Origin of the sequence: Mammaliicoccus lentus (assembly GCF_947036595.1) — a bacterium.
GTDB classification, from domain to species: Bacteria; Bacillota; Bacilli; order Staphylococcales; family Staphylococcaceae; genus Mammaliicoccus; species Mammaliicoccus lentus.
Genome location: NZ_OX344834.1, coordinates 1,411,201 through 1,436,416, shown reverse-complemented (window position 1 = coordinate 1,436,416; position 25,216 = coordinate 1,411,201). Strand labels below are relative to the sequence as shown.

Here is a 25,216-nt window from a genome sequence, read left to right as displayed (position 1 = left end):
TTCCTTCCTGACAACAAAATAAATCATAGCATCTCATTTCACTGATTTACTCAGTTATAAATGAGATGCTATTTTAAGTTAAGACTTATGTTCCATACTATTTTTGTAAGGAGAGAAAAATGAACGAACGAGATTATAAATTATATATCCAGTCTTTAGAAGGAAGAGTTATACTCAATAACGACCATCGTAAAGATTTATTATTTATGCAATCAGGAAATGATGGTGAAAAATATTTCAAAGCATTATTAGATGCAACTGGCAATGTATGTCATTTTAGAAATTTAGAAATAGGAAATAATAATCATACACAAATAGATTTTCTAGTAATTTCTCAAAATAAATTAATCATATTTGAAATAAAAAACTTTAGCGGAGAATGGTATTTTGAAGAAAATTTTATGAAAAGTAAATTAGGTGCACAAATTCAATCCCCTTTTATACAAATGAAAAAAATTGAGCACGAATTAAGATATTTATGTAATAAGCTTGATATTAATGTAAATATTGAATCATATGTCGTATTTACAAACTCCTGCTTTATTTTAACGAACCATTTACAATTACCTTATCACAATTTTATACTACCCCATCAGTTAAATAGCCTATCTAAAATTATTCCCATAAAAAGTCCTAATAATGATTTTTTGATTTTAAATAAAATTAAAAAATACGAAAAAACACATTCAAAATATTATCAACGAGAAAACTTTGTCGAATTTAATACCATTGAAAAAGGAATAAGGTGTCCAGTCTGTAAAAAATTAAACACTATCATTGTTAAAGATTTACAAAAATATAATTATTGTACTTATTGTGAGAAGGATGTATTAAATAAAGAAATTTTGATAAATAATTTAAGAGAATTATATTGTCTAAAAAGAGCTCCATTTACAATTAAAGAAGCTATAGATTGGTGCAGTCCATTCAAAGAGAGAACAGTTAGAAGAATTTGTACTAAGTATTTTTTGCCAGAACAAAAAAGAAATATAAAATTTAGCTATAATATGAACCATGAATTTCATAAAGATAACAAATAGTATGAATTTTGGGCAGTATCATATTGGCTAACGAGCTTGTTTAATGTAACTTGCACGTTAGCCAGTGATTTTACAATATGTTGTTGACACGTTTGATGAGAAAAGACAATAAGGGTACTGTTATTGACACGTTTGATGAGAAGTGTCAACAAGACTATCGTTATTGACACGTTTGGTGAGAAGCGTCAACAAGGGTACTGTTATTGACACGTTTGATGAGAAGTGTCAACAAGACTATCGTTATTGACACGTTTAGTGAGAAGTGTCAATAACTACCCCACCTACTACAAAAAATAGACAAATCAACACGCATCTTCGCGTTTGATTTGTCTATAACAATAAGGTTTATTTTCTTTTACCCCAATATTGATAATAAGTACATTCAATATAACCGTTAAAGAGTTTTCTTCGTTTTGTTGCTTTACGACCTATTAAATGTTCGAATTCTTTATAGCTTGTTAACATATAAAGTGAAACTTGATTGTTTTTATTTATAATTTCGCCTAAATGTTTATACATAGCTTCTACTTCGTTTCGCTCACCTATACGCTCTCCATATGGAGGGTTACCAATTATAGATACTGGACCTTCTGGTACTGAAACATCGTGAACGTCTTGTACTTTAAATTTGATAACGTCTCCTAAACCTACTTCATCAGCGTTTGCTTTAGCTATTTCTACCATTTTAGGATCTATATCACTTGCCACAAGATTAATTTCTTTATCATAGTCAGCAGCTTCATCAGCTTCTTGTCTTAATTGTTCAAATAAACCTTCTGGTATAATATCCCAATCTTCACTTGCAAAACTTCGATTAAATCCTGGTGCTATATTTTGAGCGATTAAACAAGCTTCTATAGCAATTGTTCCAGAACCACAGAACGGATCGATAAATGGTGTTTCACCTTTCCAATTCGTTAAGCGAACAAGTGCTGCTGCTAATGTTTCTTTCATTGGTGCTTCACCTTGTGCTAATCTATAGCCTCTTTTATGCAATCCTGAACCAGAAGTATCAATAGTAAGGAATGCTTCATCTTTCAACATTGAAACTTCTACTTGATACTTACTACCTGTTTCATCAATCCAACCTTTTATGTTATATACATGTTTAAGTCTTTCAACAATTGCTTTTTTAACAATTGCTTGGCAGTCAGAAACACTGAAGAGTTTAGATTTTACACTTTTACCTTGAACAGGGAACATACCTTTAGCTCCGATAACACTTTCCCATGGTAATGATTTTGTCTTTTCAAAAAGTTCATCAAAAGTGGTAGCATGAAAGCGTCCGACTACGATTTTGACTCTGTCAGCTGTTCGTAACCATAAGTTTGCTTTCACTATTGCAGTTTCGTCACCTTCAAATAATACGCGACCGTTTTCTACTGTTGTTTCATAGCCAAGTTCTTGAACTTCTTTAGCAACAATTGATTCTAATCCCATTGGACTAGTAGCGAGTAATTGATACATGTATATACTCCTTTATATTAAATTTAATATTATTTCCAAATAAAAAGCTCTCCTACGTGGGAGAGCGACACTAGTAAGTGATAAATCTGTAAGCCATGTTCTGTCCTTTAGTACTTCAAACGTGTACTAGTTACACTCGTACGCCAGTGATAATCATCTGTCTGTATGTTTAACATACCTTCTTATTCCGTTCATTTCCGTCAAAGAAGTGCTCCTACCAATTTTGGATTGCTCACTCGAGGGGTTTACCGCGTTCCACCTTCTACATTTCTGTAGAAGCTACGTCACTGTGGCACTTTCAAACTACACTAACCATATTTAAAATAAACTTAGGTTATTTCGTTGCCGTCAATAATTGCCCTGGCTTATTGTTTCACCAAGCACGAACACTACATTCATCTCAGAATGTGTGAGCATGGACTTTCCTCTACTTTACGTAGCGATTACCCGAAATATCACTCAAAGAAGAATTATATCATAAATTATGATTAATAACTATCTTTTATTCACCAAATACAGCTTTTTCAAGATTTGAAATTCTCTTTAAAATATCGACATTATTAGAGCTGTATTGTTGAGAGCCTTGTGGTCTACCTGAGGCAACTCTAATCCTTAATTGTTCGATTTCTTTATTTAATTTACTATTTTCTTCAGTTAATTTAATGACTTCATTATTTAAGTCTGCCATTTTTTGATAATCAGAAATAATGTCATCTAAAAATGCATCGACTTCTTCAGTCTTGAAACCTCTTAGACCTCTTTCAAATTCTTTCTCGTAAATATCTTTAGCAGATAACTTCAAAGTTACATCAGCCATTTTTACACCTCATTTAATAAGATTCATTACCATTATTATAATTAAATTCCATAAAATCCTGTAAATCCATGAATGTTATAACATTATAAGTATAATTTGTCTTTTCCGCAAAATCAACTAACTTAGTCTTAAAGTACTTTGGTGAAGCTTCTTGTTCGTCGTCATAAAATAAAATGGTCTTGTCAGTATTATCTAAAATGAAATCATTAGCTTGTTGAAATTGAAACGCGCCTTGATACTCACTTTGATGTATAGCGTTGAGGTAGTCAGCATTCATGACGATGTTTTGATACTTTTGCTGGTTTGTTTCATTCCATTTATTAAAATGATTTAGAAAAGGAGTCAAGATTGCGAGCTTTAAATCTGGGTATTTATTTTTTAAATCAATCGTAACTTCAGCGGACCATAATTCAAAACCAAGCTGTCCTGAAATAATAACCCATTCAAGCCCCTCTTCTATTTCATTTTCTATCAATTCTTTAATATAAGCTTTAATGACTTTTACTTCTGGTTGGTCATCTTTAAAAATATTTAACTCAAAAGGCTTATACCCTGTAAAATAAATAGAACTCATGACAAATCACCTAAATGTGTTTGTATATATTTTAAATCATGTTGAACAGCTTTATGTTTTTCTAGAAATAGTTTTTTACTTGTACGTTTATAATGGCATTCTACTGATAATTCTTTATAGTTATCTATTAATAATTCGAACTTTTGTTCATTCATATATTGTAATTGTAATATTGTATTTTTATGTTGTATAAATTGTTCTAGACATTCATCTACATATTCAACAAAAGGTACAACATCTTTATAGAAATCATATTCATGATCATTTTTAGCGTTACTAAAAATTTCTTGCATTTCAGTAAGTTTATTTAAAAGTGTTTCAATCATTTTTATCCCTACTATCAATCAGTTTGTAATTTATAATACCTCACGATAAAATGATAACATAACTAGGTATGTTCTAGAATATATATGTTTCATAAAAAACTTTTGTAACTTATAATGAAATAAGGTATAATATGTAGAGTTTTTATGAAGTAAAGCTAGGTGATGTATTTGAATTATCCAAATGGTAAAAAAGTTTCAAAAAATACTTCTAAAGTCTCACGGCAAAACCAGACAAATTATAGTAAAATACAATATGGTAAACGTGGGATGAATTTAGAAGAGGAAATTGATAAATCTAATCAATTTTATAGATTAGAAGAAATCGCAGTTATTCATAAAAAACCGACACCAGTGCAAATTGTTGATGTAGATTATCCGAAGAGACAAAAAGCTGTTATTAAGGAAGCTTATTTTAGAAAGCCTTCTACTACAGATTATAATGGTATTTACCAAGGATATTATATTGACTTTGAAGCCAAAGAAACTAAAAACAAAACGAGTTTCCCTTTAAATAACATTCATGATCATCAAGTTTCTCACATGAACCAAATTTTAAAACAAAAAGGCATATGTTTTTTATTGATAAAATTCAGCTACCATGATAGCGTATTTTTATTGCCTTTTAGGAAATTCATGGTATATTGGGACAGATATAAATCAGGAGGCAAAAAATCAATCACTAAACAAGAAATCGAAAGAGATGGTTATTTAATTCCTTACCAATATAGACCTAGAATAGACTACATAAAAATAGTTGATCAATTGATAAAAATAGAAAGTGAGGCGCTCAAATGAGTAAATCAAAAGCTTCTAATAGTAAAAATAACAAAGAACAACCTAAGAAGAAGAGGAATATCAAAAGAACTATAATCAAGGTGTTTGGTATCCTTGTTCTAGCATTTTTGGCAATGGTCATAGTAGGTGTTCTATTATTTGCATACTATGCTTGGAAAGCTCCTGCTTTCAATGAAAGTGCTTTGAAAGACCAATTACCAACTAAGATTTACGATAAGAACGACAACCTCGTAACAACCTTATACATGGGACAAAAACGTGAACACGTAAAATTTGATGATGTTCCTGACAAAATGAAAGATGCAGTATTAGCAACAGAAGATAATCGATTTTATGAACATGGTGCTTTAGACTACAAACGTTTATCTGGAGCTGTTATGAAAAACTTTACGGGCGGATTTGGCTCACAAGGTGCTTCAACATTAACACAACAAGTTGTTAAACGCTCATTCTTAACAGATAAGAAATCAGTAGAGAGAAAAGCACAAGAAGCATATCTTTCATACAGATTAGAACAAGAATACTCTAAAGATGAAATCTTTGAAATGTATTTAAATAAAATCTACTATTCAGATGGTATTTACGGTTCTCAAACAGCTGCTAAATATTATTTTGATAAGAAGCTAAAAGATCTTAATTTAGCCGAAACTGCTTATTTAGCTGGTTTACCTCAAGTACCTAACCAATATAATATATATGATAATCCTGAAGGTGCTGAAAAGCGTAAAGATACTGTACTCTATTTAATGGAAAGACATGGTAGAATTTCTAAGAAAGAAATGAAAGAAGCACAAGATACACCAATAGATAAAAACTTAATCAAACGTACTGTAGAAGAAAGAAACGATGCAATGACTGAAACACCAGACAATGAATACGCATCATATGTTAACTACGTTAAACAAGAACTTAAAGAAAACAAAGCATTCAAGAAACAGTCATTAAACGATATTATGACAAGCGGACTTAAGATTTACACAAATATGGACAAAGATGTACAAAAAACATTACAAGATTCAATCGACAATGGTACATTCTATAAAAACGATGACCAAATTGCTGGTTCTTCAATAGTAAATACGAAGACTGGTAAACTTGTAGGTATTAGTGGTGGTAAGAATTATAAAGATGTTGTAGATAGAAACCAAGCAACAGATGCCCACCCTACTGGTTCATCATTAAAACCATTACTAGCTTATGGTCCAGCTATTGAAAATATGCAGTATGCTACAAACCATAAGTTCCAAGATGAAAATGAATATAATATTAACGGTAGCATATTTAAGAACTATGATGGTAAAGGTCATGGCTCAGTAACAATGGCTGATGCACTTGCAAGATCTTATAACATACCAGCATTGAAAGCTTGGCAAGAAACAAACCAAAACGCTGGTGAGAAAGCTGTTAGAGACTTCGCATCTAAAGTAAACTTAAATTATAAAGATACAATCGGTCCATCAGAAGTACTTGGTGGTTCACAATCTGAATTCTCCACTACTCAATTAGCATCAGCATTTGCTTCTATGGGTAACGGCGGAACATACAACGAAGCTAAATCAATAAGAAAAGTTGTAACACAAGATGATGAAACAATTAAATTCTCTAAAGAAAGCCATAAAGCTATGGAAGATTACACTGCTTATATGTTAACTGAAATGCTTAAAGGAACATTCGATCCTTATGGTTCAGCTTACGGAATGGGTATTAGCGGACTTAACGTAGCTGCTAAGACAGGTACAGGTACTTATGGTGACGAAGTTTACACTGAATATAACTTACCTGAAAATGCAGCTAAAGACGTTTGGATTACTGGTTATACACCACAGTACACAATGTCAGTATGGATGGGCTTCACTAAAGTTAAAGAATACGGTGAAAACTCATTCTTAGGACATGACGAACAAGTAAAACCACAAACGTTATTCAAAGATGTAATGAGTCAAATTTCAAGTTACGATGGCACTGACTTTGAAAAACCAGATTCAGTATCAGGTAGCGGCAAGAGCTTAAGTGTTGCTGGTAATGAGGATAATCAAACAACAACTAGTTCATCACCAGACACTGGCAACGAACAAGAAAACAATGACAGTTACAATTTCTCAAACAACAATAACAACGTAAATACAAATGAACCACAAACAACACAAAGAAACTCAACACAGAATTCAACACAATCTAATACATCTCCACAACAAGCACGTAATGAAGATGTAACAACGGAACAACCTACAACTGAAGAATCCTCTGACTCCGACTCTGATGGTGATGAAGATGATTCCTCAAGTGATAGTTCCACTAATAGCTCATCCAGCTCTAGTTCAGCAGAACAAGCTGCAGAACAAGCAAAAGATGAAAATTAAAGAAAAATGGTAGCTCATATGAGCTACCATTTTTTTGTTTGATACAAAATAGTGTTGTTTAGGGTGCGGTTGTTGTCATTTCTTATCAAACGTGACAATAAGAGTAGCCTTGTTGTCATTTCTTATCAAACGTGACAATAAGAGTGGCTTTGTTGCCTTTTCTTATCAAACGTGTCAATAAGGATAGCCTTGTTGCCTTTTCTTATCAAACGTGACAATAATAAATGTAAAATCACCTGCTCTAACGTGCAAGTCCATTCAAACAAGCTCTTTAGCCCCATAAATATAAATTCCTCGTCCAATGAAAAAAGTCTTTTCATTAGAATAATTTATCTAATGAAAAGACCTTTTATTTTTGTGAGTTTCGTTTTCTTTTTAGTTGCAATTGATATCTCGCATTCATCTTAATCAATTCATCTTTAAGTGTCACCATTTGTCTATATCCCATAAAGTGATAGATTCGCTGATTAATATATTGATATCTTTCTGAAAAGTTCATAGGTACTACTGGATATTGTTCTATATTATCTATATCAAACTCTTCTATTTCATTGATTTGTTTAAAATAGTCCATAATCAGTTTGTAATATTGATCTAGAAGTTGACGTGCTTTATCAGTTTTTAATTGCTTTTGCTTTACTAACGGTTCTATTTGTTCTTCTAGTTCTATAAAGTCATTTTTATCTATCATGCGCCATCAACCTTTACTAATCCTGCTCTTAATCGTTTTTGCCCTTCTCTACAATCATCTAATAAAGGACATACTTCACATTTTGGTTTACGACTTACACAATGGTATCTTCCGAAGAATATAAGTTGATGATGACTTTTCGTCCAACGTTCTCTAGGGATAATGCTACATAGTCTATCTTCTACTTGTCGAACATTATCTTTAATTCTACATATTCCTAATCGTTTTGAAACACGTTCTACATGTGTATCCACTGCTAGTGATGGTTCTCCAAAAGCAACACTCATGACTACGTTAGCTGTTTTTCTACCTACTCCAGCTAATGATTCTAGTTCTTTATGTGTTTGTGGAACGATACCATCATAGTTATCTAATAATGATTGGCATAATTTCTGTATGTTTTTAGCTTTATTGCGGTATAAACCTATCGATCTAATATCATCTTGTAATTCTTCTAAACTTACATTTAAATAATCTTCAGGTGTTTTGTACTTTTCAAATAAAGATTTTGTAACTTTATTGACTAAGACGTCTGTACATTGGGCAGATAGTAATACTGCAATTGTAAGTTCGAAAGGATTATCATGTCTAAGTTCGCATTCAGCATCAGGAAACATCCCGTCAATTACATCAACCATTTCTAATGCTTTCTTTTTACTTATCATAAGGATTCTCCCCATTCACCCAATCAAAAGTTGGGATTAAATTAACATTATGTTTTACTTTTTTACTTTGATTAAATTTTTCACTTTCTTGTTTAGAAGAAGAAACTGTTGTGATATTTTTCTTTTTCCAATTTAATAAAATTCTATCTATATATTTAAAACTCAATTTTTCTAAACTGTGTGCTTCGTTTAGAGCACTCATAATCAGCTCGTTAGAATGTTTGTCACTATCAATCCAGTGATTAAGCGTTTGTACTTCTAGAGGTGTTAAAGGTCTACCAAAAGTAGATTCAAATTCTTGGAACAAATTTTTGAATTGAATATTCAATTTTTCATTTTCATTTTCTTGAGTACTTTCGTTTAAAACTAAAGCTAGTTGTTCATACAATGGTTCGAATGATATAAACTCATTATATTTATGCTGTTCGTCTTTTTCGATTTTAATATCTATACATTTCAGCAAAGATAATTGGTTAACTATGTGACTAACTTCTTGTATAGATAAACTCGTTCCTTGTTGAACTTCTTCTAAAGGTGGTTGTAGACCACTGTTATTTTCTTTATCCAATAGTTTAATTAAAATAACAAATTGTTTTTCATTTAAACCTAAATCTGCGTAATGATTAAATAAAGATCTTTGTATTACAACCGGTTTTTCTTTTAACATTTGGCTCGTGTACATGTTTATTTCACCTACTTTGTAATAGAAGAGTCTGAGACATAAATAAATGTCCCAGACTCATTCATTATATTAGCCATAACTGACAGGATTGATAATACGCTCATATCAAGCTTTTCAAATCTAGTTATCCTGTCGAGGTGGGGTTTAAATGAGATTTCTGTCCCACTTCCTATGGATATAAGCGATTTAATAATCTTGGGAATGGTGATGTTTCTCTTACATGTTCTACGCCACTTAACCAAGCTACTGTTCTTTCAAGGCCTAATCCAAAACCACTATGAGGAACACTACCGTATTTTCTTAAGTCAGTGTAGTATTCGTAAGCTTCTGGATCAAGACCGTATTCTCTAATACGTTGATTTAATAATTCTAAATCATTAATTCTTTCTGAACCACCAATAATCTCACCATATCCCTCGGGTGCAATTAAGTCAGCACATAAAACTGTATCAGGGTTTTCTGGATTTGGTTCCATATAGAATGGTTTAATTTTAGTTGGGTAGTTCACGATGAATACTGGTTTATCGTAGTGGTTAGCGATAGCCGTTTCATGTGGCGCTCCAAAGTCGTCTCCCCATTCAATATCAGTAAAGCCTTCCTCAATTAAGAACTCAACTGCTTCGTCGTAAGTAATACGAGGGAAAGGCGTTGTAACTTGTTCTAATTTAGAAGTATCTCTTTCTAATAGTTCTAATTCTAATTGACAGTTTTTAAGTACAGATTTAATTATGTGATGTACATAGTTTTCTTGTACTTCTAAACTTTGATCGTGGTTCATGAAAGCCACTTCGCCTTCAATCATCCAGAATTCAATTAGATGACGTCTAGTTTTTGATTTTTCTGCTCTAAAAGTTGGTCCGAAACTGAATACTCTTCCGTGTGCCATTGCAGCAGCTTCTAAGTATAACTGGCCACTTTGTGATAAGAATGCATCTTCATCAAAGTATTTAGTATGGAATAACTCACTCGTACCTTCTGGTGCAGTTCCCGTTAATATAGGTGGATCTATTTTTGTAAATCCATTGTCATTAAAGAATTCATATGTCGCACGAATAATTTCGTTTCTAATTTTCATAACAGCATGTTGACGTTTAGAACGTAACCATAAATGTCTGTGGTCCATCAAGAATTCTGTACCATGATTTTTTGGTGTGATTGGATAATCATGTGATTCTGAAATAACTTCAATATCACTTACTTGTATTTCATATCCAAATTTAGAACGGTCATCTTCTGTAATTGTTCCTGTGATATATACAGATGACTCTTGGTTTATAGATTTTGCAGTTTGGAATACTTCTTCCGAAACTTCAGCTTTAACTACAACACCTTGCATAAAGCCTGTCCCGTCTCTTAATTGTAAAAACGCAATTTTACCACTTGATCGCTTGTTAGCAATCCAAGCACCGATTGTCACTTCTTGATTGACATAATCTTTAGCTTGTTTAATCGTTATGTTCATTATTATTTCTCCTATTCAAATAAATTACCTATTGTTATTTTATCAAATAATACATGGAACTGCTATCTGTTTGAATATTTTCTTAGCTTATCTGTAAATTTATCTATGTCGCCTTCTATAACAGGTATTTCTCCTAAAGCATTAATGAAAAATTTACTATAAGTACTATCTAAAATTCTTCTGTCAAAGCACACAAGTAAGCCTTGATCATGTTTGTTACGAATTAATCTGCCAATACCTTGTCTGAATTTTGTTACTGCATCAGGCAAAACAAAATCTTTAAAAGGATTTTCAAATTCATCTTTCATCAGATGATATCTTGGGTCGTCTTGATGTATAAACGGTAATTTTGTCATCATGACACATTTTATTCCGGCAGATTGATAATCGAAGCCTTCAAAGAATGACAAAGTACCTAACAATATCGTTTTATCAAACTGATTAAATTGTTGTACTAATTTATAGACGTGCGAATGTTGTTGCTGCATTAAAATGACATAATCACTAAACATTTCTAGTTCTTCCATATATCGATAAGCTTGATATAACATTGAATAATTGGTAAATAAAACTAAACATTTTTGATTGGTTTCAGTTACAAAAGCTGATAAATAATGCACGATTGTTTCAATGTATTCATCTTGGTCTTGGTATTGATATTGTGGCATGTTTTCTGGAACGAAACATGATGCTTGATTTTTTAAATCGTATATATCATTTAGGAAATAGCTTTTAAATGCTATATCATCTGGAAACATTGATTTAAACGAGTTAAATGATTCATTAACTGTTAAAGTCCCTGAAATAAATATATTACTATTAAACTGTTCTATGAATACTTCATTTAATAAATCTTTCACTTCTTCTTTTTTTACAAATAAAGAAAGTGTTGATTTCTGGGATAATTTTTTTATAGAAACAAACGGCACTTGCCCTGCTTTTATCATATTATAAATTTTAGTATATTGATGATAAATATAAATAAGCTCTTTTCTAAATGCTTTTATATGAGCATGTGTATAAGATTTGAATCTTGATAATATTTGATTTATTGTACTAATTTGCTTCTTGAAAATTTCGGAAATCTCATCAATTTCTAAATCATAAAAGTAATGGATTTGATTGTCATATTGTTGCTGATTATGATGTTTTTCGTTAATTTGATTCATTAAATTATCAAATAAATTTTCATTTTGTTCATGCAATAAATCTATATCTCGTTTTAGTTGATAAATATCAATCGGTTCAATTGGATATTGTTCTATAACTCTTCTGTTTTCTAACTTATCCAACCTCTTAAATAATTTCTCTTGTTCATTTTTACCTAATAAACCAAGGTGATATTTAATGTGTTGATAGCTTAATACATCAGTTACTTGATTTAAAGCGTAGTCTTGTATTCTGTGCGCTTCATCTACAATTATGTGTTTGAATAATTGGTATACAGTGTCTTCTGTACTATGTTGAAGTAAGTGTGCATGATTAGTTATCCCTATTTCTACATGATTCGCACTTTCCTTAACAAATTGATAGTAATGTATATCATTTTTAAAAGGTACATAAGTAGTTCTTTTTTGTTCGAAAAATACTTTTTGTCCACCTTTTAAGTGCAATTGTTCGATGTCCCCGGTTTCAGTTTCAAGTATCCATACTAAAAGCTGCATTTTAAGAATGGTAGCTTCATAATTATCAGTGTCATCTTGTAAAATATTTAAAATTAAACCTAAAGATATATAATGATCTTTACTTTTAATAATCATAGCTTTCAAATCAAGATTGAGCACATCTAATACTTTGTTAAATTCTTGTTCTAATAGTTGATTTTGTAATAATTTAGTATGCGTCGAAACGAGAATATGTTCGCCAGTTTCTAAATAATATAATAAAGATGCAAGAACGAAACTCATAGATTTGCCACTACCTAGAGGCGCTTCAATCAACGCATTTTCATTATGCAGTAACGAATCAAATAACTGTTGAACAAGTTGATATTGTTCTTTACGATAATCAAATCCGAACTTTTCTAAAATTCTTTCATACGCTTCATCAATAGAAATCGTATCTTTACTACTAGATTTCTTTATAGGTTTTTGCTTTAAATAATATATATTTTGATATTTTTTAATATTATGCAGTGATTCTTCTTTACTTTGAGAAGTTCTTACGATTTCGAAAAGCACGTCACTTAAGTTATATTTTAAAGATTTCGATAAATAATATAATTGTTTAATTGTGTCTATCGGTAATGATTCTATTTTTTTAATAGCTTTAATAAATAATAAGGCTGTTGCTTTCGCATCTTCATCTGCACTATGTGCTTGATTTAAATCTACTTCTAAAGATTGGCTTAATTCACTTAATTGATAACTTTCTTCTTGTGGGAAAGCAATTTTAAATAACTCCATCGTGTCTATCGCTAATTTTGGTTCAAATTCAATTTGATGTTTTTCAAAGTGAGATTTTAAGAAATTTAAATCAAATAAAACATTATGCGCAACAAATACACAATCTTTTAGTTGTGCGTAAAGGGATTTGCTAACTTCTTCAAAATAAGGTGCTTCAAATAAGTCTTGTTCTGTTATGTTCGTTAAAGCTTGTATAAAAGATGGGATTTCTAAATCTGTTTTTACATATGTATGATATGTATCCACGACTTTGAAACCTTCTACAAAAGTTATACCAATTTGTATAATCTCGTCATATTGTATTTGATTACCAGTTGTTTCTAAATCTACAACCGCGTATCTTTGTGCCATATTATCTCTCCTATATTTCGATATCTGCACTCATAAATTGATAAAGTTCACCATCTTGAGATATCACTGTTAAAAAGCCATTATCTTGAATATCAATTGCTCGCCCTTTTATTCTTTTCTTGCCTTCAGTATATATCAGCTCACGATTCCAAATCATACTTTTACTTTTATATACCTCTTTTATATCGGTAAATTCCCCATTTAAAAATTGTTCATATTTATCTTCGATGGAAAGTAATAAGTTCTCTAAAAATTGATATGGCTCAATATGACTTTCTTTTTCAATATGTAAACTTGTTGCACGATCCTGCTTTGCCTTTTTAAAATCTTCTTCGGTTTGATTTAAATTTAAGCCTATTCCACATATAATTGCATTTACACCATCAGTATCAGCTATCATTTCTGTTAAAAATCCACATGCTTTTTTTTCATTGATATATATATCATTCGGCCATTTGATTTTACTTGGCAACTGGTAATGCTCTTCGATAACTTCTTGAATTGCTAGACTAATAAATAAATTAAATGTCGACATTTTTTGAATTGGTATGTCTGGTCGTAATACGACTGACATCCATAATCCTTTGCCTTTTAATGATGACCATGGTCGATTGAAACGACCTCTTCCTTTCGTCTGCTCATCGCTCAATACTATGAAAGAACCATCATCTTTATTGAGTATTGACTTAGCTAAGATTTGAGTAGAATCAACTTGTGGTTCTACATATGCTTTATTTAATATTTTGTTATTTTGAATATCTATATTAACAATATCTTCTTGCCAGTTATCAGGAAGTTGATTGAGCTTATAACCTTTATTAGATATAGATTCTATTTCATATCCGTCATTACGTAATTGATCCATCACTTTTTTTACCGTTACTCTTGAACAGTCTAAAGCTTCAGCTATATGTTGACCAGATAAATATTCATTTTGTTTGTATAAATAACGAATTATTTCATGCTTATATTTCGACATGTTCTCTCATCCATTCTATTAATTCATACCGTTTATTGTTCACTTTATTTAATACAACAGCCTCTTCCAGCTGGTTTAAAGCATGTTTAATCCACGGTCCACCAGTTTTATTAAATTCGGTCATTAATATTTGGCCATTAATATTTAATTCCGATTTATTGTATATAGGTAGTTTACCATATATTTCATCTATTAATATGTTATTCATAATAACTGGTTGATATTCAATATTTAACATTTCATGATATTCTTTAATAAGATTTAAAATATTTTTGACTTGAACATCACCATATTTATAAACGATTAAAGTTAATTGTTGTTTGCTAATATTCTTTTTGGAAAATGATTTAAGTAACTCTACATAAGCTATGATTTGTTTTCGTTCTAAATTACTAATTTTGAGTGTATTTAGTGAAGTTGTGTCGACTTTATAAATGAAGCATAAGGCTCCAATCCATAAGTCAAAGTCTGCGTCAGTAGGCATAAAAATTTCATCATTCTTAATTTGTTCAAAAAATGGTATATGTTGAAAAATTGATAAAGAATCAATTGTTCTCTTTGATTCTTTTATATAACTGCCAGAGATAAGCTTTTTTAACTCTACTATAATGCGTTCTATTGAAATGTTACTTAATAAATGAACAGTGTCTTTCATAGCATTTTGAGTGTCTATTTCAATATCAAAACCAGTTTGTGCTTGAAAACGAATACCTCTCATTATGCGTAATGCATCTTCATTCATTCTATCTAATGGTGTACCTACAGCTTTAATAATGTGATTTTCGATATCTTCTTTGCCGTTAAAATAATCATGTATACCATAATTTTTATCCATGGCTAAAGCGTTCATTGTAAAATCACGTCTAGCAACATCTTCGTATAAATCCGTTACAAATTGAACTGATGTCGGTCTACGATGATCTACATAATCTCCATCTTTTCTAAAAGTTGTAACTTCAAATTGTTGTTCATTACTTATAACCATAATCGTTCCATGTTCTTTACCGATTGGTAGTGTTTTGTCAAAAATAGACTCTACTTCATCTGGTAAGGCACTCGTCGTTATATCAACATCTGAAATTGCTTTATTCATTAAAAAATCACGTACAGATCCTCCAACAAAAAAAGCTTTATGGCCATAATTCTCAAGTTGTTCGATTATCCATTTAGACTGTTCGAAAATTTTTGTGTCATTCATATTAATCTCCTAACATGTTAATATAACAATTTTCATATTGATCAGCGATAACTTTAGATGAAAATCGCTCTTTAACATCTTGTATCATAGCTTGTTGCATTTTGTTATACAATTCGCTATCAGTTAATAAATCAATCGCTCGTTTACTTGCTAAGTCAGTATCACCAACGTCTACAGTATATCCTGTAATACCATCTTTGATTACTTCTTTTATACCGCCAGCGTTTGTCCCTATAGGTAAAACACCAGTAAGCATAGCTTCTAGTAGTACGAGACCAAAACTTTCTTTTTCACTTAATAGAAGTGTAATATCAGACATTTGATAGAATGTGTTCACTTTATCTTGTTTACCTAAAAACAGTACATTATCTTCTATGCCCAATGATTTTATTTGCTCTTTAGCATCCTGAAGTTCTGGACCGTCACCGATTAAAAGTAACTTTGATTTAATTTCTTTATTTATTTTAGAAAATGTTTCTACGACATCATGCACGCGTTTTACTTTTCTAAAGTTTGATACGAACGTAATCACTTTTTCATCTTCTTTAATGCCATATCTAGATTTTAATTCTTTATTGTAAACTTGGGGGAAACTGTCTTCTTGAACGAAATTATAAATTGTTTTGATTTCTTTATCTGGTTGTATAATTTCATAAGTTTCCTTTTTCAAGCTGTTACTAACACTTGTAACGACATCACTTTTCTCAATGCCAAATCGGATCGCGCTTTGTAAAGAAGTGTCATATCCTAATACAGTTATATCAGTACCATGTAATGTCGTCATAATCTTAACATCTTTACCAGAAATTTGTCTTGCTAATATTCCACATATAGCGTGTGGTACAGCGTAATGCATATGTAAAATGTCTAAATCATAATCATTGATAACATCTGCAATTTTAGCGCTTAATGTTATGTCATATGGAGGATATTGAAATACTGAATACTGATTAACATCAACTTGGTGAAAAGTCACGTTTGGCACAGGTTCTTTCATCCTAAAGGGCATATTAGAAGTGATAAAATGTATTTCGTGTCCTCTTTTAGCCATTTCTAACCCTAATTCTGTGGCTACTATGCCAGAACCACCCATAGAAGGATAGCAAGTTATCCCTATTTTCATGTTAATCCTCCTTACTATTTTCATCTATGCGTTCAAAACGATCTTTATCTCTCGTATTAAATTTTTGCATTGTATTTTCAAAACTTTGATTTAAATCTATATCTAGAGAGTTAGCAAGACAAATTAAAACAAATAAATTATCTCCTAATTCTGCTTCTATTGTATTATCTTCTTCAGTAGATTTTTTCTTTTTCTCACCATGAGAATGATTAATTTCTCTAGCAAGTTCACCCACTTCTTCAGTCAAACGAGCTAAATTCGCTAATGGAGAAAAATAACCAGTCTTAAACTGAGAAATATATGCATCTACTTCCTTTTGCATTTCATGCATATCCATTGTACTTCCCCCTAATATTTATATTTTGTTTTTTTGAGCCCACTTAATAAAATTATAAAGGATTTATATACATAATGACAATGTAATAAACTCGGCATAGTAGAGTTTACCGCAAAATAGCACCGTATAAAGGTATAGAAAAACTTAGATTGAGAAGTGATTTGGATCGTGGATGAATTAAATTGCGATTGGGTTCTGTTATTGGATTAAGAATGTCGTAAATTCACGAATTGCACTTCTAGTTGGATTAACTAAGGCAATAATCCAACTAGGGCACCTTTTGTTGGATTAATTAAGTCGAAAATCCAATTAGAGCACCTTTTGTTGGATTAACTAAGACAATAATCCAACTAGAGCCCCTTTTGTTGGATTAACTAAGACAATAATCCAACTAGAACCCCTTTTGTTGGATTAACTAAAACAATAATCCAACTAGAGCATCTTTTGTTGGATTAATTAAGTCGAAAATCAAATTAGAGCCTTTTTATTGGATTAACTAAGACAATAATCCAACTAGAGCACCTTTTATTGGATTAACTAAGACAATAATCCAACTAGAACCCCTTTTGTTGGATTAACTATGACAATAATCCAACTAGAGCACCTTTTATTGGATTAACTAAGACAATAATCCAACTAGAACCCTTTTGTGAAGTGCACCCCAAAAGCTGAACCAAAATAAATTTTTATGGTGCACTACATTATCAGATTAAATACCGTTTTTACCCTGGCAATACCGAAATTTATTATAATCCTCCATATAAAAAAAGCTAAGACATCATAATGTCTCAGCTTTTTGTTAATTAGTCACCACTACGTGCTATTAGTATAAATCTAGCAAGTTCTGCTACTGCTACTGCAGTAGCTGCTACATATGTCATAGCTGCTGCTGATAATACTTTCTTAGCATGTTTGTATTCTTGTTGATTGACCATATTTAATTTCTCAATTTGTCGCATTGCTCGTTTACTCGCATCAAATTCAACTGGTAATGTAATAATTGTAAATAGTACAGCGAATGACATGAATACGATACCTACCCATAATAGAGTTGTACCAAATGTATTGCTTAATGCCGTTAATACAATACCTGCTAAAATAATGATATACGATAATGAACTTCCAAGGTTTGCAAGTGGTAATAATGCTGTTCTAAATTTTAAGAATGCATATCCATGTGCATGTTGGATTGCGTGTCCTACTTCGTGGGCTGCGATTGCTGTACCAGCTACAGTAGGCTTGTTAAAGTTATCAGGTGATAATACTACTCTCTTCTTAACCGGATCAAAGTGATCTGATAAGAACCCTTCACCTTGCAATACTTGTACATCATGAATACCATTTGCTGCTAAAATTTCTTCAGCAACTTCTCTTCCCGTCTTGCCACTAGTTGAGCGTACTCTAGAATATTTGTTGTAAGTTGATTTTACTTTATATTGGAAGTACATAGGGACAATCATAATGATTATGAAATATATAATAAATGAAAACAAATAACTTCCTCCTTTTTATCCCTCTTAAATTATATATTACGGAGTGAAGACCTTCACGTCAAATGTTTTGACCCTAATTTAAATGTTTTTTGTAAATATATTAATAGTAAGAATGGAATAATACTTAACCAGAAAGCTAAATATCCTATGTGTGCCTCGTATTGGCTCAACATACTATAAACTGGATATTGATGATATACATAATCTATCACATCATTATGGAAAACCCATATCATTGTAACGACAATATGCCATGTTTTGATTTCAAATAATGGATAGAACATAAATGCTTGTACAACCATAATGCCATGAGAAACCATTAACATGAGCGCCATTGGAACAAGTTGCTCATAATGTATCATCACAAATAAATTCATAAGTACTGCCCATGCTCCGTATTTAATTAAAGTAATAAATGCTAAACATTCAAAAAGCCCTAAATGACGATTAAAATATATGGCTGCTATAGCTATTATTAGGAAGAATGTTGCTGTTGGGCTGTCTGGTACAAATGGCCAAAAGTACCATTTTGTCTCAGCAAGTTGACCACCATACCATATGTATCCGTAAACAGTGCCTAGTAGATTGGCTATAAAAAATGTGGCAAGCATTGGTTTTTGGCCCATTACGTATTTCCAAAATGCCATTTAAATTCTCCTTTGAAAAAAGAGGCTGGGACATAATAATGTCTCAGCCTGATTTATTATATTGGCAGTAGCTGACTGGTCTGAAAATATGCTTTTATTAAGCTTTATTTCAATTAGAGTCATACTTGCCGGGGTGGGACTAAGAAATCTTTTTAGTAAAATAAGATTTTTATCCCTATCCCTTTAAATTATTATTTTTTCAATTCTTTACCATTAGAGTCTGTTTCATGTAAATCTGCAACATATTTTGAAACTTTATCTATTTCTTCTTTAGAAAGGGTATCTTTAAAGCTAGGCATTTTACCAGCCCCTTTTTCGACGAAACCTTTTACGCCCTCTTCAGGTAGTTTAGATTCGACTAGGTTTGGACCTTGCCCACCGGTCAACTCACCACCATGACAACTTGTACAGTTTGACTTGATGATGTCCGTATATACAGGGTCAGATTTATCTAAGTTTGAGAATACAATTTGACCTTGCTTAGCTTGTTGTTTCCAGTCATGGTAATAACTAGATTCCCAAGTAGTGTAGAACAAAATAGCAACTGCTAATAACATAAATCCAGATGCAAATGGTCTCTTTGTCCATTTACGTTCAGGGCCTCTATCTAACCATGGTGCTAATAGTAATGCACCAAATGCGATACCTGGTAAGACGATAGCACCAAAAGTATTATATGGACCAGATGCAAATGAATATTTAAGTATTTGATATAAGAATAAGAAATACCAGTCTGGTAATGGTGTATAACCAGTATCAGATGGATCCGCCACACGTTCAAGTGGCGATGGATGTGCAACTGTTAAACATAAATAAGCAATTAAGAAAACTGCTCCAGTCATCCATTCTTTAAGTAGAAAGTCAGGCCAGAAACTTTCAGTACGACCTGGAAATTCTGAATAATCTCTATTTAACTTTGGTTTGTCGTATGACTTAATTCTTGAGTCACCAACAAACTTCATCCCTTTACCGCGATGCATGTCGCATGACCTCCTTTTTCATTTATTCACGTTAATTTTATAGTGGACCTGAAATACCTTGTTTTCTGATCATTATAAAGTGTGCTGCCAGTAACGCGAATAGTGCAGCAGGAAGGAAGAATACATGAATCGCAAAGAAACGAGTCAGAGTTTGTGCACCAACTATTTCTGCATCCCCTGCCAGTAATGTTTTAACCCAAGGCCCTATAATAGGGACGGATTCTGCAATTTGTAAACCAACTTTAGTTGCGAATAGTGCTTTCATATCCCATGGTAATAAATAACCAGTAAAACTTAAACCAAGCATTACAAAGAATATTAAGACACCTACAACCCAGTTTAATTCTCTAGGCTGTTTATATGAGCCTGTAAAGAATACACGAAGTGTATGTAAAAACATCATTACTACTACTAGACTAGCCCCCCAATGGTGCATACCACGAACGATAACACCTGCAGCAACATCGTGTTGTAAATAGTAAACTGATTTCCAAGCGTTTACGATATCTGGTACGTAATACATAGTTAAAAACATACCTGATAAAACTTGGATAACTGTAATGAAAAACGTTAATCCACCAAAACAATATACGAAAGCTGAAAAGTGATAAGCAGGGTTAACATGCTCTGGCACTTCATGATCAGCAATATCTCGCCAAATTGGTGTAATATCAAGTCTGTCATCGACCCAATCATAGATTTTATCTATCATTGTTAATCCCTCCTTATTTAGCTAATTCGTTCTCATGTTTATTACCGATTTGAATAATGCCATCTTTCACTTTTACTTCATATTGATCTAATGGTGCTAATGGCGGCGTTCCAGGTACATTCTTACCATTTTTCTCATAACGTCCGTTATGACATGGACAGAAAAATTGATTTGGATTTGAATTGTCACCATTCCACTGAACTGTACATCCTAAATGTTTACAGACTGGTGATAATGCGACAATGTCTTTACCATCCTTGTATACCCAAGCGAATTCGGTAACTTCACTCGTGTACCAAGCATCTTCTTGCTCAAATTTAAAGTCAACTTTAATTGGCTCTTTACCAAGTTCAGACTCTTTTACGCCTGTAGCGATCATATCGCCTTTGCCCTCTGCTTTAAAAACAGGATCAAGCGCAAATCTACCCATAGGTAAAATCATACCAGCAGCCATAAATGACCCAACACCCATTAATGAATAGTTTAAAAATTGGCGTCGTGTGACACGTTGGCTCATTTAGATTCCCCCCTCTATTAATCGTTCTTTTATAACTAGGACAATTTAATTTTAGCCTATTATCTCAAGACGGTCAACGCTTTGTCACAATTTATATTTTTATTTCTTGTGGTTTTATTCACTATTTTTGAGCAAAAAGAAAATAGGCTTAGACAAATTTAATTGCCTAAGCCTAATTCGTTATAATAGTAGGAGTTAAGTGGATTGAAAATGCATTTAAATCAAGCTTTTCACTCCTAGCTATTCTTAGAGGGAAAATTTCTTTCCCAATTGTTTCTATCTATTTCTTATTCCAAGTTTTTATTATAAATTTCATGAAGTTTTTAACTTCGTCTTCTATAAGTGTGCGTTTCATTTCCTCATCTAAGTCGGCCATCGGAATAGTATTAACAGTATATATTTCTTCAGTTTCAATATTTTCTAATTTATCACTTGTTAAAATAATGATATTAGTTAAACCATATTCTTTAAGACTTTGAATGAATGATTGTATATGCTCAGTATGAAAATCACTAGTAAAGAAAGCTGGAGTTAATAATAATCTACCTTTGAATTGCTTTTCAGTTAACATACCGACTAATTGAATCGTTTCACTTTGATCACAAGATGTAATTAATTGATTAGTCATATCTATATTTGAAACAGGGATAATCGCTGTGTCGATATATTCTAAATTATTTTTTAAATCCTTTAAATCTGCATGATTGAATAACATTACCAATTTTCCTCCAACTCATTAATGAATTGTAATATTTTAGTCATTTCCAAAAATGTTTCCTGATCGTTATTATCTAATGCTCGATCAATTTCATTCCTAATTAATTGTTCCCAATGATAAATGCTATATTCTTTTGGGTTATCTTTAGAAAAATTAACATTTTCGTTATCGCTAAATTGATCAAATAACATTTGCAGTAACATTATTCTATTTAGACGATCATCTCTTTGATTTAAATAGAGAATCACATTTAAATGAGACTGATCTAATCTAATATCATGAAAAATCTGTCTGCCATCATCAATGCAAAATTTTTCTTTACAATACATTAGAGATAATTGATTAGATTGTTTAGTACTTATTGATAGAAATCGATCGTCTGTCATTTCTTTCGCAAATGAAATATTTGATAAGTATTTAGGGTTACTCTTAATTAAATTTAAAATCCATACACTTTCAGCATTTTTAAACTCATATTGATATAGAATATATTCAATAAAACGTTGCTTTTCATAAATGAGCCATGTATGTTCCATTGGAATAACCTACTTATTGTAATCTTTCTAATTCTTGGTCCCAGTAAGGATTTTCTGGGTCAATTTTACGAATAGATTCTAGAATGTTTTTAGCAGTGGCAATTTGGCCAATTTCAATTAAGTAATGATAGTAGTCATTTAAGAAATCAATGTTTTGAGTTAAATCCGGATATGCTAAATCATAAAAATGTTGAGCTTCTTTATCACGCTCTTCAATACCAAATGCATAAGCAATATGCCATGCTACTATTGGATCAATGTCATCTTCATCAATATAAGTTAGTAAGTTAATTAAACCTGTAGTATTATCTTTCTCTCGATAATAGTCCGCTAATAAAATAGCAGCTTCTGTATATGATGGATCAACAGTTAGAGCATCTTGTAATAGTAAAGCACCATGTTCATCATTTGTCGTCAACATTAAGCGTGCTGTGTCAGTCATTAATTCTTTGTAATAAGCGTTTAAACGTAGACCTTCTTTACCAATCTCAATCGCTTTTTCATAATCTTTTTCGGATTCATAAATTTGCAGTAGATAATGATAAGCTTGCATGAAGTCAGGATCTTTGTGTAATAGTTTTTCAAGTTGCTTAATCGCTTCTTGTGTCAGTTCATTCTTCTGATAACTAATCGCTTGTTTGAAATAATCTTCCACAGTCATATCCATTTCAGATACATATTCATAATATTTAACTGCTTCTTCATAAGCGCCACTTTGTAAACTGGAATCTGCCATTCTAGCGTAAATAGATATACCGTTTATAATATCTTCGCCTGTTTGAACAATTGATTCATAGTTTCTAATTGCTTTTAAATACTGACCATCATAATAATACATTTCAGCCAGAGCAAATGTAATAACCATATCATCTGGTTCGATTTCTTTTGCTTCTATTAATTTTTCTATACCTACTTCGAATAATCCTTGTTGTTGATATAAGTCAGCTTCAAGCATTAATTTTTCAGTAGAGGTTGGGCTATTAAATAATACTTCATGTGCTCTATCTAACTCATTTTGGTCAATTAGACCTTCTACGTAATATACAAGCACTTCATTTTCATCAGGGTATAGCATATATAATTCTTCAAATATTTTTACACCTTGATCCACAATTCCATATTTGTATAATGTTTCACCAAGCATAAATAGCGCATCGTGATCATCAGATTGTAATACTCTATCTATCTTTTCGTCTAATTGGTTAATATTTTGCATATGAATATCATCTATAACTTTATATACATCTTCCATTTTGTAGGACTCCTTCTAATCATTTATTAGCTGCTTAAGCTTTATAAATGAATCTAATACTTCTTCTTTAGAAACGGCTTCAATTGTAAACGAACCATCGCCCGTTTGTAAAACCATTTGAATAGATTGTCCAATATTTTTTTTGTCTTTTTTCATATATTCAAATATTTTCTCAATATCAACTTGATTTAAAATATTTAATGGATAGCCAAGTTCTTTTAAATAATTTATAAATTTAAAAATACTATCTTCGTTATCGTAAGCAGTAATCTTTTGATTGATAATTTTTTGGAATAGTATACCTATCATGACAGCTTCACCGTGAGCTATTTTAGTCAAATATTCTAAACCATGTCCAAAAGTATGACCTAAGTTTAAATGTTTTCTTACATTGCCTTCAAACTCATCTTGTATAACAATATCTAATTTAGTTTGAATACCCATTTTTAAAAATGCTTCTATGTCTTCTAAGTGTGTTAACTCTTTAATTGAGGGATAAGTAGCCATTAACTTATTAGCTTCTTCTTCGTTATTTAATATAGCGTGTTTAAATATTTCACCATAACCACTTCTAATCTCGGTGTTTGGAAGCGTGTTTAAAAAGTGCAAATCGAATATAACAGCTTTGGGACGATGAAATGCACCGATTAAATTTTTACCAACAGAAGCATTAATACCTACTTTCCCACCGATAGCAGAATCATGTGCGAGCAATGTTGTTGGCACTTGTATAAAATCAATACCTCTTAGTAGTGTTGCTGCAAGAAAACCTACAAAGTCACCTGTAGCTCCTCCACCAATAGCTATTAATTGAGACTGTCTATTAATATTCATTGAAAGCAACTTTTCACTGATAGATTCAAAATAAGACATTTGTTTACACATTTCTCCACTTATGATCGTTAAATACTTAAGGTTTAGTGAATCTAAATGGTCTTTTAAATAATCTTTATGAAGTTTGTACACATCTTGATCAATCAAAACGATATTTTGTTCATTTGGTTTTAAATATGATGAGAGTTCAGATAATGCATTATCTTTTAGTATGATTGGATAATTATCTTTAGTATAAGTTGTTTCAAATATCAT

The 25,216-nt window shown here is 31.5% G+C and carries 25 protein-coding genes and 1 other RNA gene; 3 read left to right on the top strand and 23 right to left on the bottom strand.

Features of this window, described 5'->3' with window-relative positions:
* Positions 1 to 119: 119 nt before the first annotated feature.
* Positions 120 to 1,040: a nuclease-related domain-containing protein gene (locus ACNMOQ_RS07200; RefSeq protein WP_416349620.1), complete on the top strand. Its 921-nt coding sequence runs from the start codon at positions 120 to 122 to the stop codon at positions 1,038 to 1,040.
* 345 nt (positions 1,041 to 1,385) lie between these two features.
* Here the strand turns inward: ACNMOQ_RS07200 and ACNMOQ_RS07195 are convergent, their stop codons facing one another.
* The 5 genes from ACNMOQ_RS07195 to ACNMOQ_RS07175 all read right to left on the bottom strand — a co-directional run bounded on the left by ACNMOQ_RS07195 (position 1,386) and on the right by ACNMOQ_RS07175 (position 4,224).
* A complete protein-coding gene (locus ACNMOQ_RS07195) occupies positions 1,386 to 2,507 on the bottom strand; it encodes a THUMP domain-containing class I SAM-dependent RNA methyltransferase (RefSeq protein ID WP_070045591.1) in 1,122 nt (373 codons plus the stop codon).
* 84 nt (positions 2,508 to 2,591) lie between these two features.
* An RNA gene (gene rnpB / locus ACNMOQ_RS07190) (RNase P RNA component class B) lies at positions 2,592 to 2,962 on the bottom strand.
* Positions 2,963 to 3,009: 47 nt separating this feature from the next.
* Complete coding sequence (gene gpsB, locus ACNMOQ_RS07185; RefSeq protein ID WP_017000954.1) at positions 3,010 to 3,324, bottom strand: cell division regulator GpsB; 315 nt, start codon at positions 3,322 to 3,324, stop codon at positions 3,010 to 3,012.
* Positions 3,325 to 3,337: 13 nt separating this feature from the next.
* A complete protein-coding gene (locus ACNMOQ_RS07180) occupies positions 3,338 to 3,898 on the bottom strand; it encodes an SLOG family protein (protein ID WP_416349619.1) in 561 nt (186 codons plus the stop codon).
* On the bottom strand, positions 3,895 to 4,224 hold the full coding sequence (locus ACNMOQ_RS07175) for a DUF1798 family protein (protein WP_017000952.1): 330 nt from the start codon (positions 4,222 to 4,224) through the stop codon (positions 3,895 to 3,897). The genes ACNMOQ_RS07180 and ACNMOQ_RS07175 overlap by 4 nt, the downstream gene beginning before the upstream one ends.
* A 168-nt stretch (positions 4,225 to 4,392) precedes the next feature.
* Here ACNMOQ_RS07175 and recU point away from each other — a divergent pair, with 168 nt between their 5' ends.
* Positions 4,393 to 5,019: a Holliday junction resolvase RecU gene (recU, locus tag ACNMOQ_RS07170; RefSeq protein ID WP_416349618.1), complete on the top strand. Its 627-nt coding sequence runs from the start codon at positions 4,393 to 4,395 to the stop codon at positions 5,017 to 5,019.
* Positions 5,016 to 7,379 (top strand): transglycosylase domain-containing protein, encoded by a 2,364-nt coding sequence (locus ACNMOQ_RS07165; RefSeq protein ID WP_416349617.1) that lies wholly within the window; start codon positions 5,016 to 5,018, stop codon positions 7,377 to 7,379. Before recU ends, ACNMOQ_RS07165 begins: the two co-directional genes overlap by 4 nt.
* 349 nt (positions 7,380 to 7,728) lie before the next feature.
* Here ACNMOQ_RS07165 and ACNMOQ_RS07160 read toward each other — a convergent pair whose 3' ends face one another.
* The 18 genes from ACNMOQ_RS07160 to aroB form a co-directional block, all read right to left on the bottom strand.
* Positions 7,729 to 8,070 carry a YpoC family protein gene (locus tag ACNMOQ_RS07160; protein WP_070045590.1) on the bottom strand — a complete coding sequence of 114 codons (342 nt, stop codon included), beginning with the start codon at positions 8,068 to 8,070 and terminating at the stop codon, positions 7,729 to 7,731.
* Positions 8,067 to 8,735, bottom strand: coding sequence for an endonuclease III (gene nth / locus ACNMOQ_RS07155; protein ID WP_016999965.1), 669 nt, complete (start codon positions 8,733 to 8,735; stop codon positions 8,067 to 8,069). Before nth ends, ACNMOQ_RS07160 begins: the two co-directional genes overlap by 4 nt.
* Complete coding sequence (locus ACNMOQ_RS07150; protein WP_016999966.1) at positions 8,725 to 9,417, bottom strand: DnaD domain-containing protein; 693 nt, start codon at positions 9,415 to 9,417, stop codon at positions 8,725 to 8,727. Before ACNMOQ_RS07150 ends, nth begins: the two co-directional genes overlap by 11 nt.
* A 169-nt stretch (positions 9,418 to 9,586) precedes the next feature.
* Positions 9,587 to 10,879, bottom strand: coding sequence for an asparagine--tRNA ligase (gene asnS / locus ACNMOQ_RS07145; RefSeq protein ID WP_416349616.1), 1,293 nt, complete (start codon positions 10,877 to 10,879; stop codon positions 9,587 to 9,589).
* A 62-nt stretch (positions 10,880 to 10,941) separates the two neighbouring features.
* Positions 10,942 to 13,635 (bottom strand): helicase C-terminal domain-containing protein, encoded by a 2,694-nt coding sequence (locus tag ACNMOQ_RS07140; protein WP_416349615.1) that lies wholly within the window; start codon positions 13,633 to 13,635, stop codon positions 10,942 to 10,944.
* A gap of 10 nt (positions 13,636 to 13,645) precedes the next feature.
* Positions 13,646 to 14,614 carry a biotin--[acetyl-CoA-carboxylase] ligase gene (locus ACNMOQ_RS07135; protein ID WP_416349614.1) on the bottom strand — a complete coding sequence of 323 codons (969 nt, stop codon included), beginning with the start codon at positions 14,612 to 14,614 and terminating at the stop codon, positions 13,646 to 13,648.
* A complete protein-coding gene (locus ACNMOQ_RS07130) occupies positions 14,601 to 15,812 on the bottom strand; it encodes a CCA tRNA nucleotidyltransferase (protein ID WP_416349613.1) in 1,212 nt (403 codons plus the stop codon). Before ACNMOQ_RS07130 ends, ACNMOQ_RS07135 begins: the two co-directional genes overlap by 14 nt.
* A gap of 1 nt (position 15,813) precedes the next feature.
* Positions 15,814 to 16,935: an N-acetyl-alpha-D-glucosaminyl L-malate synthase BshA gene (gene bshA / locus ACNMOQ_RS07125; protein WP_064204572.1), complete on the bottom strand. Its 1,122-nt coding sequence runs from the start codon at positions 16,933 to 16,935 to the stop codon at positions 15,814 to 15,816.
* 1 nt (position 16,936) lies between these two features.
* Positions 16,937 to 17,272, bottom strand: coding sequence for a nucleotide pyrophosphohydrolase (locus tag ACNMOQ_RS07120; RefSeq protein ID WP_016999972.1), 336 nt, complete (start codon positions 17,270 to 17,272; stop codon positions 16,937 to 16,939).
* Positions 17,273 to 18,075: 803 nt separating this feature from the next.
* Positions 18,076 to 18,765, bottom strand: a complete 690-nt coding sequence (locus ACNMOQ_RS07115; protein WP_016999973.1) for a zinc metallopeptidase — start codon at positions 18,763 to 18,765, stop codon at positions 18,076 to 18,078.
* Positions 18,766 to 18,818: 53 nt separating this feature from the next.
* Positions 18,819 to 19,412 carry a DUF1405 domain-containing protein gene (locus ACNMOQ_RS07110; protein WP_216683626.1) on the bottom strand — a complete coding sequence of 198 codons (594 nt, stop codon included), beginning with the start codon at positions 19,410 to 19,412 and terminating at the stop codon, positions 18,819 to 18,821.
* 191 nt (positions 19,413 to 19,603) lie between these two features.
* Complete coding sequence (locus tag ACNMOQ_RS07105; RefSeq protein ID WP_064204570.1) at positions 19,604 to 20,392, bottom strand: menaquinol-cytochrome c reductase cytochrome b/c subunit; 789 nt, start codon at positions 20,390 to 20,392, stop codon at positions 19,604 to 19,606.
* Positions 20,393 to 20,429: 37 nt separating this feature from the next.
* Entirely contained in the window at positions 20,430 to 21,104 is a 675-nt protein-coding gene (gene qcrB / locus ACNMOQ_RS07100; RefSeq protein ID WP_016912349.1) for a menaquinol-cytochrome c reductase cytochrome b subunit, read from the bottom strand.
* 13 nt (positions 21,105 to 21,117) lie between these two features.
* Entirely contained in the window at positions 21,118 to 21,621 is a 504-nt protein-coding gene (locus ACNMOQ_RS07095; RefSeq protein WP_016999977.1) for a ubiquinol-cytochrome c reductase iron-sulfur subunit, read from the bottom strand.
* Positions 21,622 to 21,901: 280 nt separating this feature from the next.
* Positions 21,902 to 22,336, bottom strand: coding sequence for a DUF2487 family protein (locus tag ACNMOQ_RS07090; RefSeq protein ID WP_016999978.1), 435 nt, complete (start codon positions 22,334 to 22,336; stop codon positions 21,902 to 21,904).
* Positions 22,336 to 22,875, bottom strand: a complete 540-nt coding sequence (locus ACNMOQ_RS07085; protein ID WP_016999979.1) for a YpiB family protein — start codon at positions 22,873 to 22,875, stop codon at positions 22,336 to 22,338. Before ACNMOQ_RS07085 ends, ACNMOQ_RS07090 begins: the two co-directional genes overlap by 1 nt.
* A 13-nt stretch (positions 22,876 to 22,888) precedes the next feature.
* Positions 22,889 to 24,127 carry a tetratricopeptide repeat protein gene (locus tag ACNMOQ_RS07080; protein WP_016999980.1) on the bottom strand — a complete coding sequence of 413 codons (1,239 nt, stop codon included), beginning with the start codon at positions 24,125 to 24,127 and terminating at the stop codon, positions 22,889 to 22,891.
* Positions 24,128 to 24,142: 15 nt separating this feature from the next.
* Complete coding sequence (aroB, locus tag ACNMOQ_RS07075; RefSeq protein ID WP_016999981.1) at positions 24,143 to 25,216, bottom strand: 3-dehydroquinate synthase; 1,074 nt, start codon at positions 25,214 to 25,216, stop codon at positions 24,143 to 24,145.

What these genes read in the sequence shown, in the direction of transcription:
- ACNMOQ_RS07200 (WP_416349620.1), top strand. Translation starts at nt 120, where the DNA reads ATGAACGAACGAGATTATAAATTATATATCCAGTCTTTAGAAGGAAGA.
- ACNMOQ_RS07195 (WP_070045591.1), bottom strand. Translation starts at nt 2,507, where the DNA reads ATGTATCAATTACTCGCTACTAGTCCAATGGGATTAGAATCAATTGTT.
- gpsB (WP_017000954.1), bottom strand. Translation starts at nt 3,324, where the DNA reads ATGGCTGATGTAACTTTGAAGTTATCTGCTAAAGATATTTACGAGAAA.
- ACNMOQ_RS07180 (WP_416349619.1), bottom strand. Translation starts at nt 3,898, where the DNA reads ATGAGTTCTATTTATTTTACAGGGTATAAGCCTTTTGAGTTAAATATT.
- ACNMOQ_RS07175 (WP_017000952.1), bottom strand. Translation starts at nt 4,224, where the DNA reads ATGATTGAAACACTTTTAAATAAACTTACTGAAATGCAAGAAATTTTT.
- ACNMOQ_RS07165 (WP_416349617.1), top strand. Translation starts at nt 5,016, where the DNA reads ATGAGTAAATCAAAAGCTTCTAATAGTAAAAATAACAAAGAACAACCT.
- ACNMOQ_RS07160 (WP_070045590.1), bottom strand. Translation starts at nt 8,070, where the DNA reads ATGATAGATAAAAATGACTTTATAGAACTAGAAGAACAAATAGAACCG.
- nth (WP_016999965.1), bottom strand. Translation starts at nt 8,735, where the DNA reads ATGATAAGTAAAAAGAAAGCATTAGAAATGGTTGATGTAATTGACGGG.
- ACNMOQ_RS07150 (WP_016999966.1), bottom strand. Translation starts at nt 9,417, where the DNA reads ATGTACACGAGCCAAATGTTAAAAGAAAAACCGGTTGTAATACAAAGA.
- asnS (WP_416349616.1), bottom strand. Translation starts at nt 10,879, where the DNA reads ATGAACATAACGATTAAACAAGCTAAAGATTATGTCAATCAAGAAGTG.
- ACNMOQ_RS07140 (WP_416349615.1), bottom strand. Translation starts at nt 13,635, where the DNA reads ATGGCACAAAGATACGCGGTTGTAGATTTAGAAACAACTGGTAATCAA.
- ACNMOQ_RS07135 (WP_416349614.1), bottom strand. Translation starts at nt 14,614, where the DNA reads ATGTCGAAATATAAGCATGAAATAATTCGTTATTTATACAAACAAAAT.
- ACNMOQ_RS07130 (WP_416349613.1), bottom strand. Translation starts at nt 15,812, where the DNA reads ATGAATGACACAAAAATTTTCGAACAGTCTAAATGGATAATCGAACAA.
- bshA (WP_064204572.1), bottom strand. Translation starts at nt 16,935, where the DNA reads ATGAAAATAGGGATAACTTGCTATCCTTCTATGGGTGGTTCTGGCATA.
- ACNMOQ_RS07120 (WP_016999972.1), bottom strand. Translation starts at nt 17,272, where the DNA reads ATGGATATGCATGAAATGCAAAAGGAAGTAGATGCATATATTTCTCAG.
- ACNMOQ_RS07110 (WP_216683626.1), bottom strand. Translation starts at nt 19,412, where the DNA reads ATGGCATTTTGGAAATACGTAATGGGCCAAAAACCAATGCTTGCCACA.
- ACNMOQ_RS07105 (WP_064204570.1), bottom strand. Translation starts at nt 20,392, where the DNA reads ATGCATCGCGGTAAAGGGATGAAGTTTGTTGGTGACTCAAGAATTAAG.
- qcrB (WP_016912349.1), bottom strand. Translation starts at nt 21,104, where the DNA reads ATGATAGATAAAATCTATGATTGGGTCGATGACAGACTTGATATTACA.
- ACNMOQ_RS07095 (WP_016999977.1), bottom strand. Translation starts at nt 21,621, where the DNA reads ATGAGCCAACGTGTCACACGACGCCAATTTTTAAACTATTCATTAATG.
- ACNMOQ_RS07090 (WP_016999978.1), bottom strand. Translation starts at nt 22,336, where the DNA reads ATGTTATTCAATCATGCAGATTTAAAGGATTTAAAAAATAATTTAGAA.
- ACNMOQ_RS07085 (WP_016999979.1), bottom strand. Translation starts at nt 22,875, where the DNA reads ATGGAACATACATGGCTCATTTATGAAAAGCAACGTTTTATTGAATAT.
- ACNMOQ_RS07080 (WP_016999980.1), bottom strand. Translation starts at nt 24,127, where the DNA reads ATGGAAGATGTATATAAAGTTATAGATGATATTCATATGCAAAATATT.
- aroB (WP_016999981.1), bottom strand. Translation starts at nt 25,216, where the DNA reads ATGATATTTGAAACAACTTATACTAAAGATAATTATCCAATCATACTA.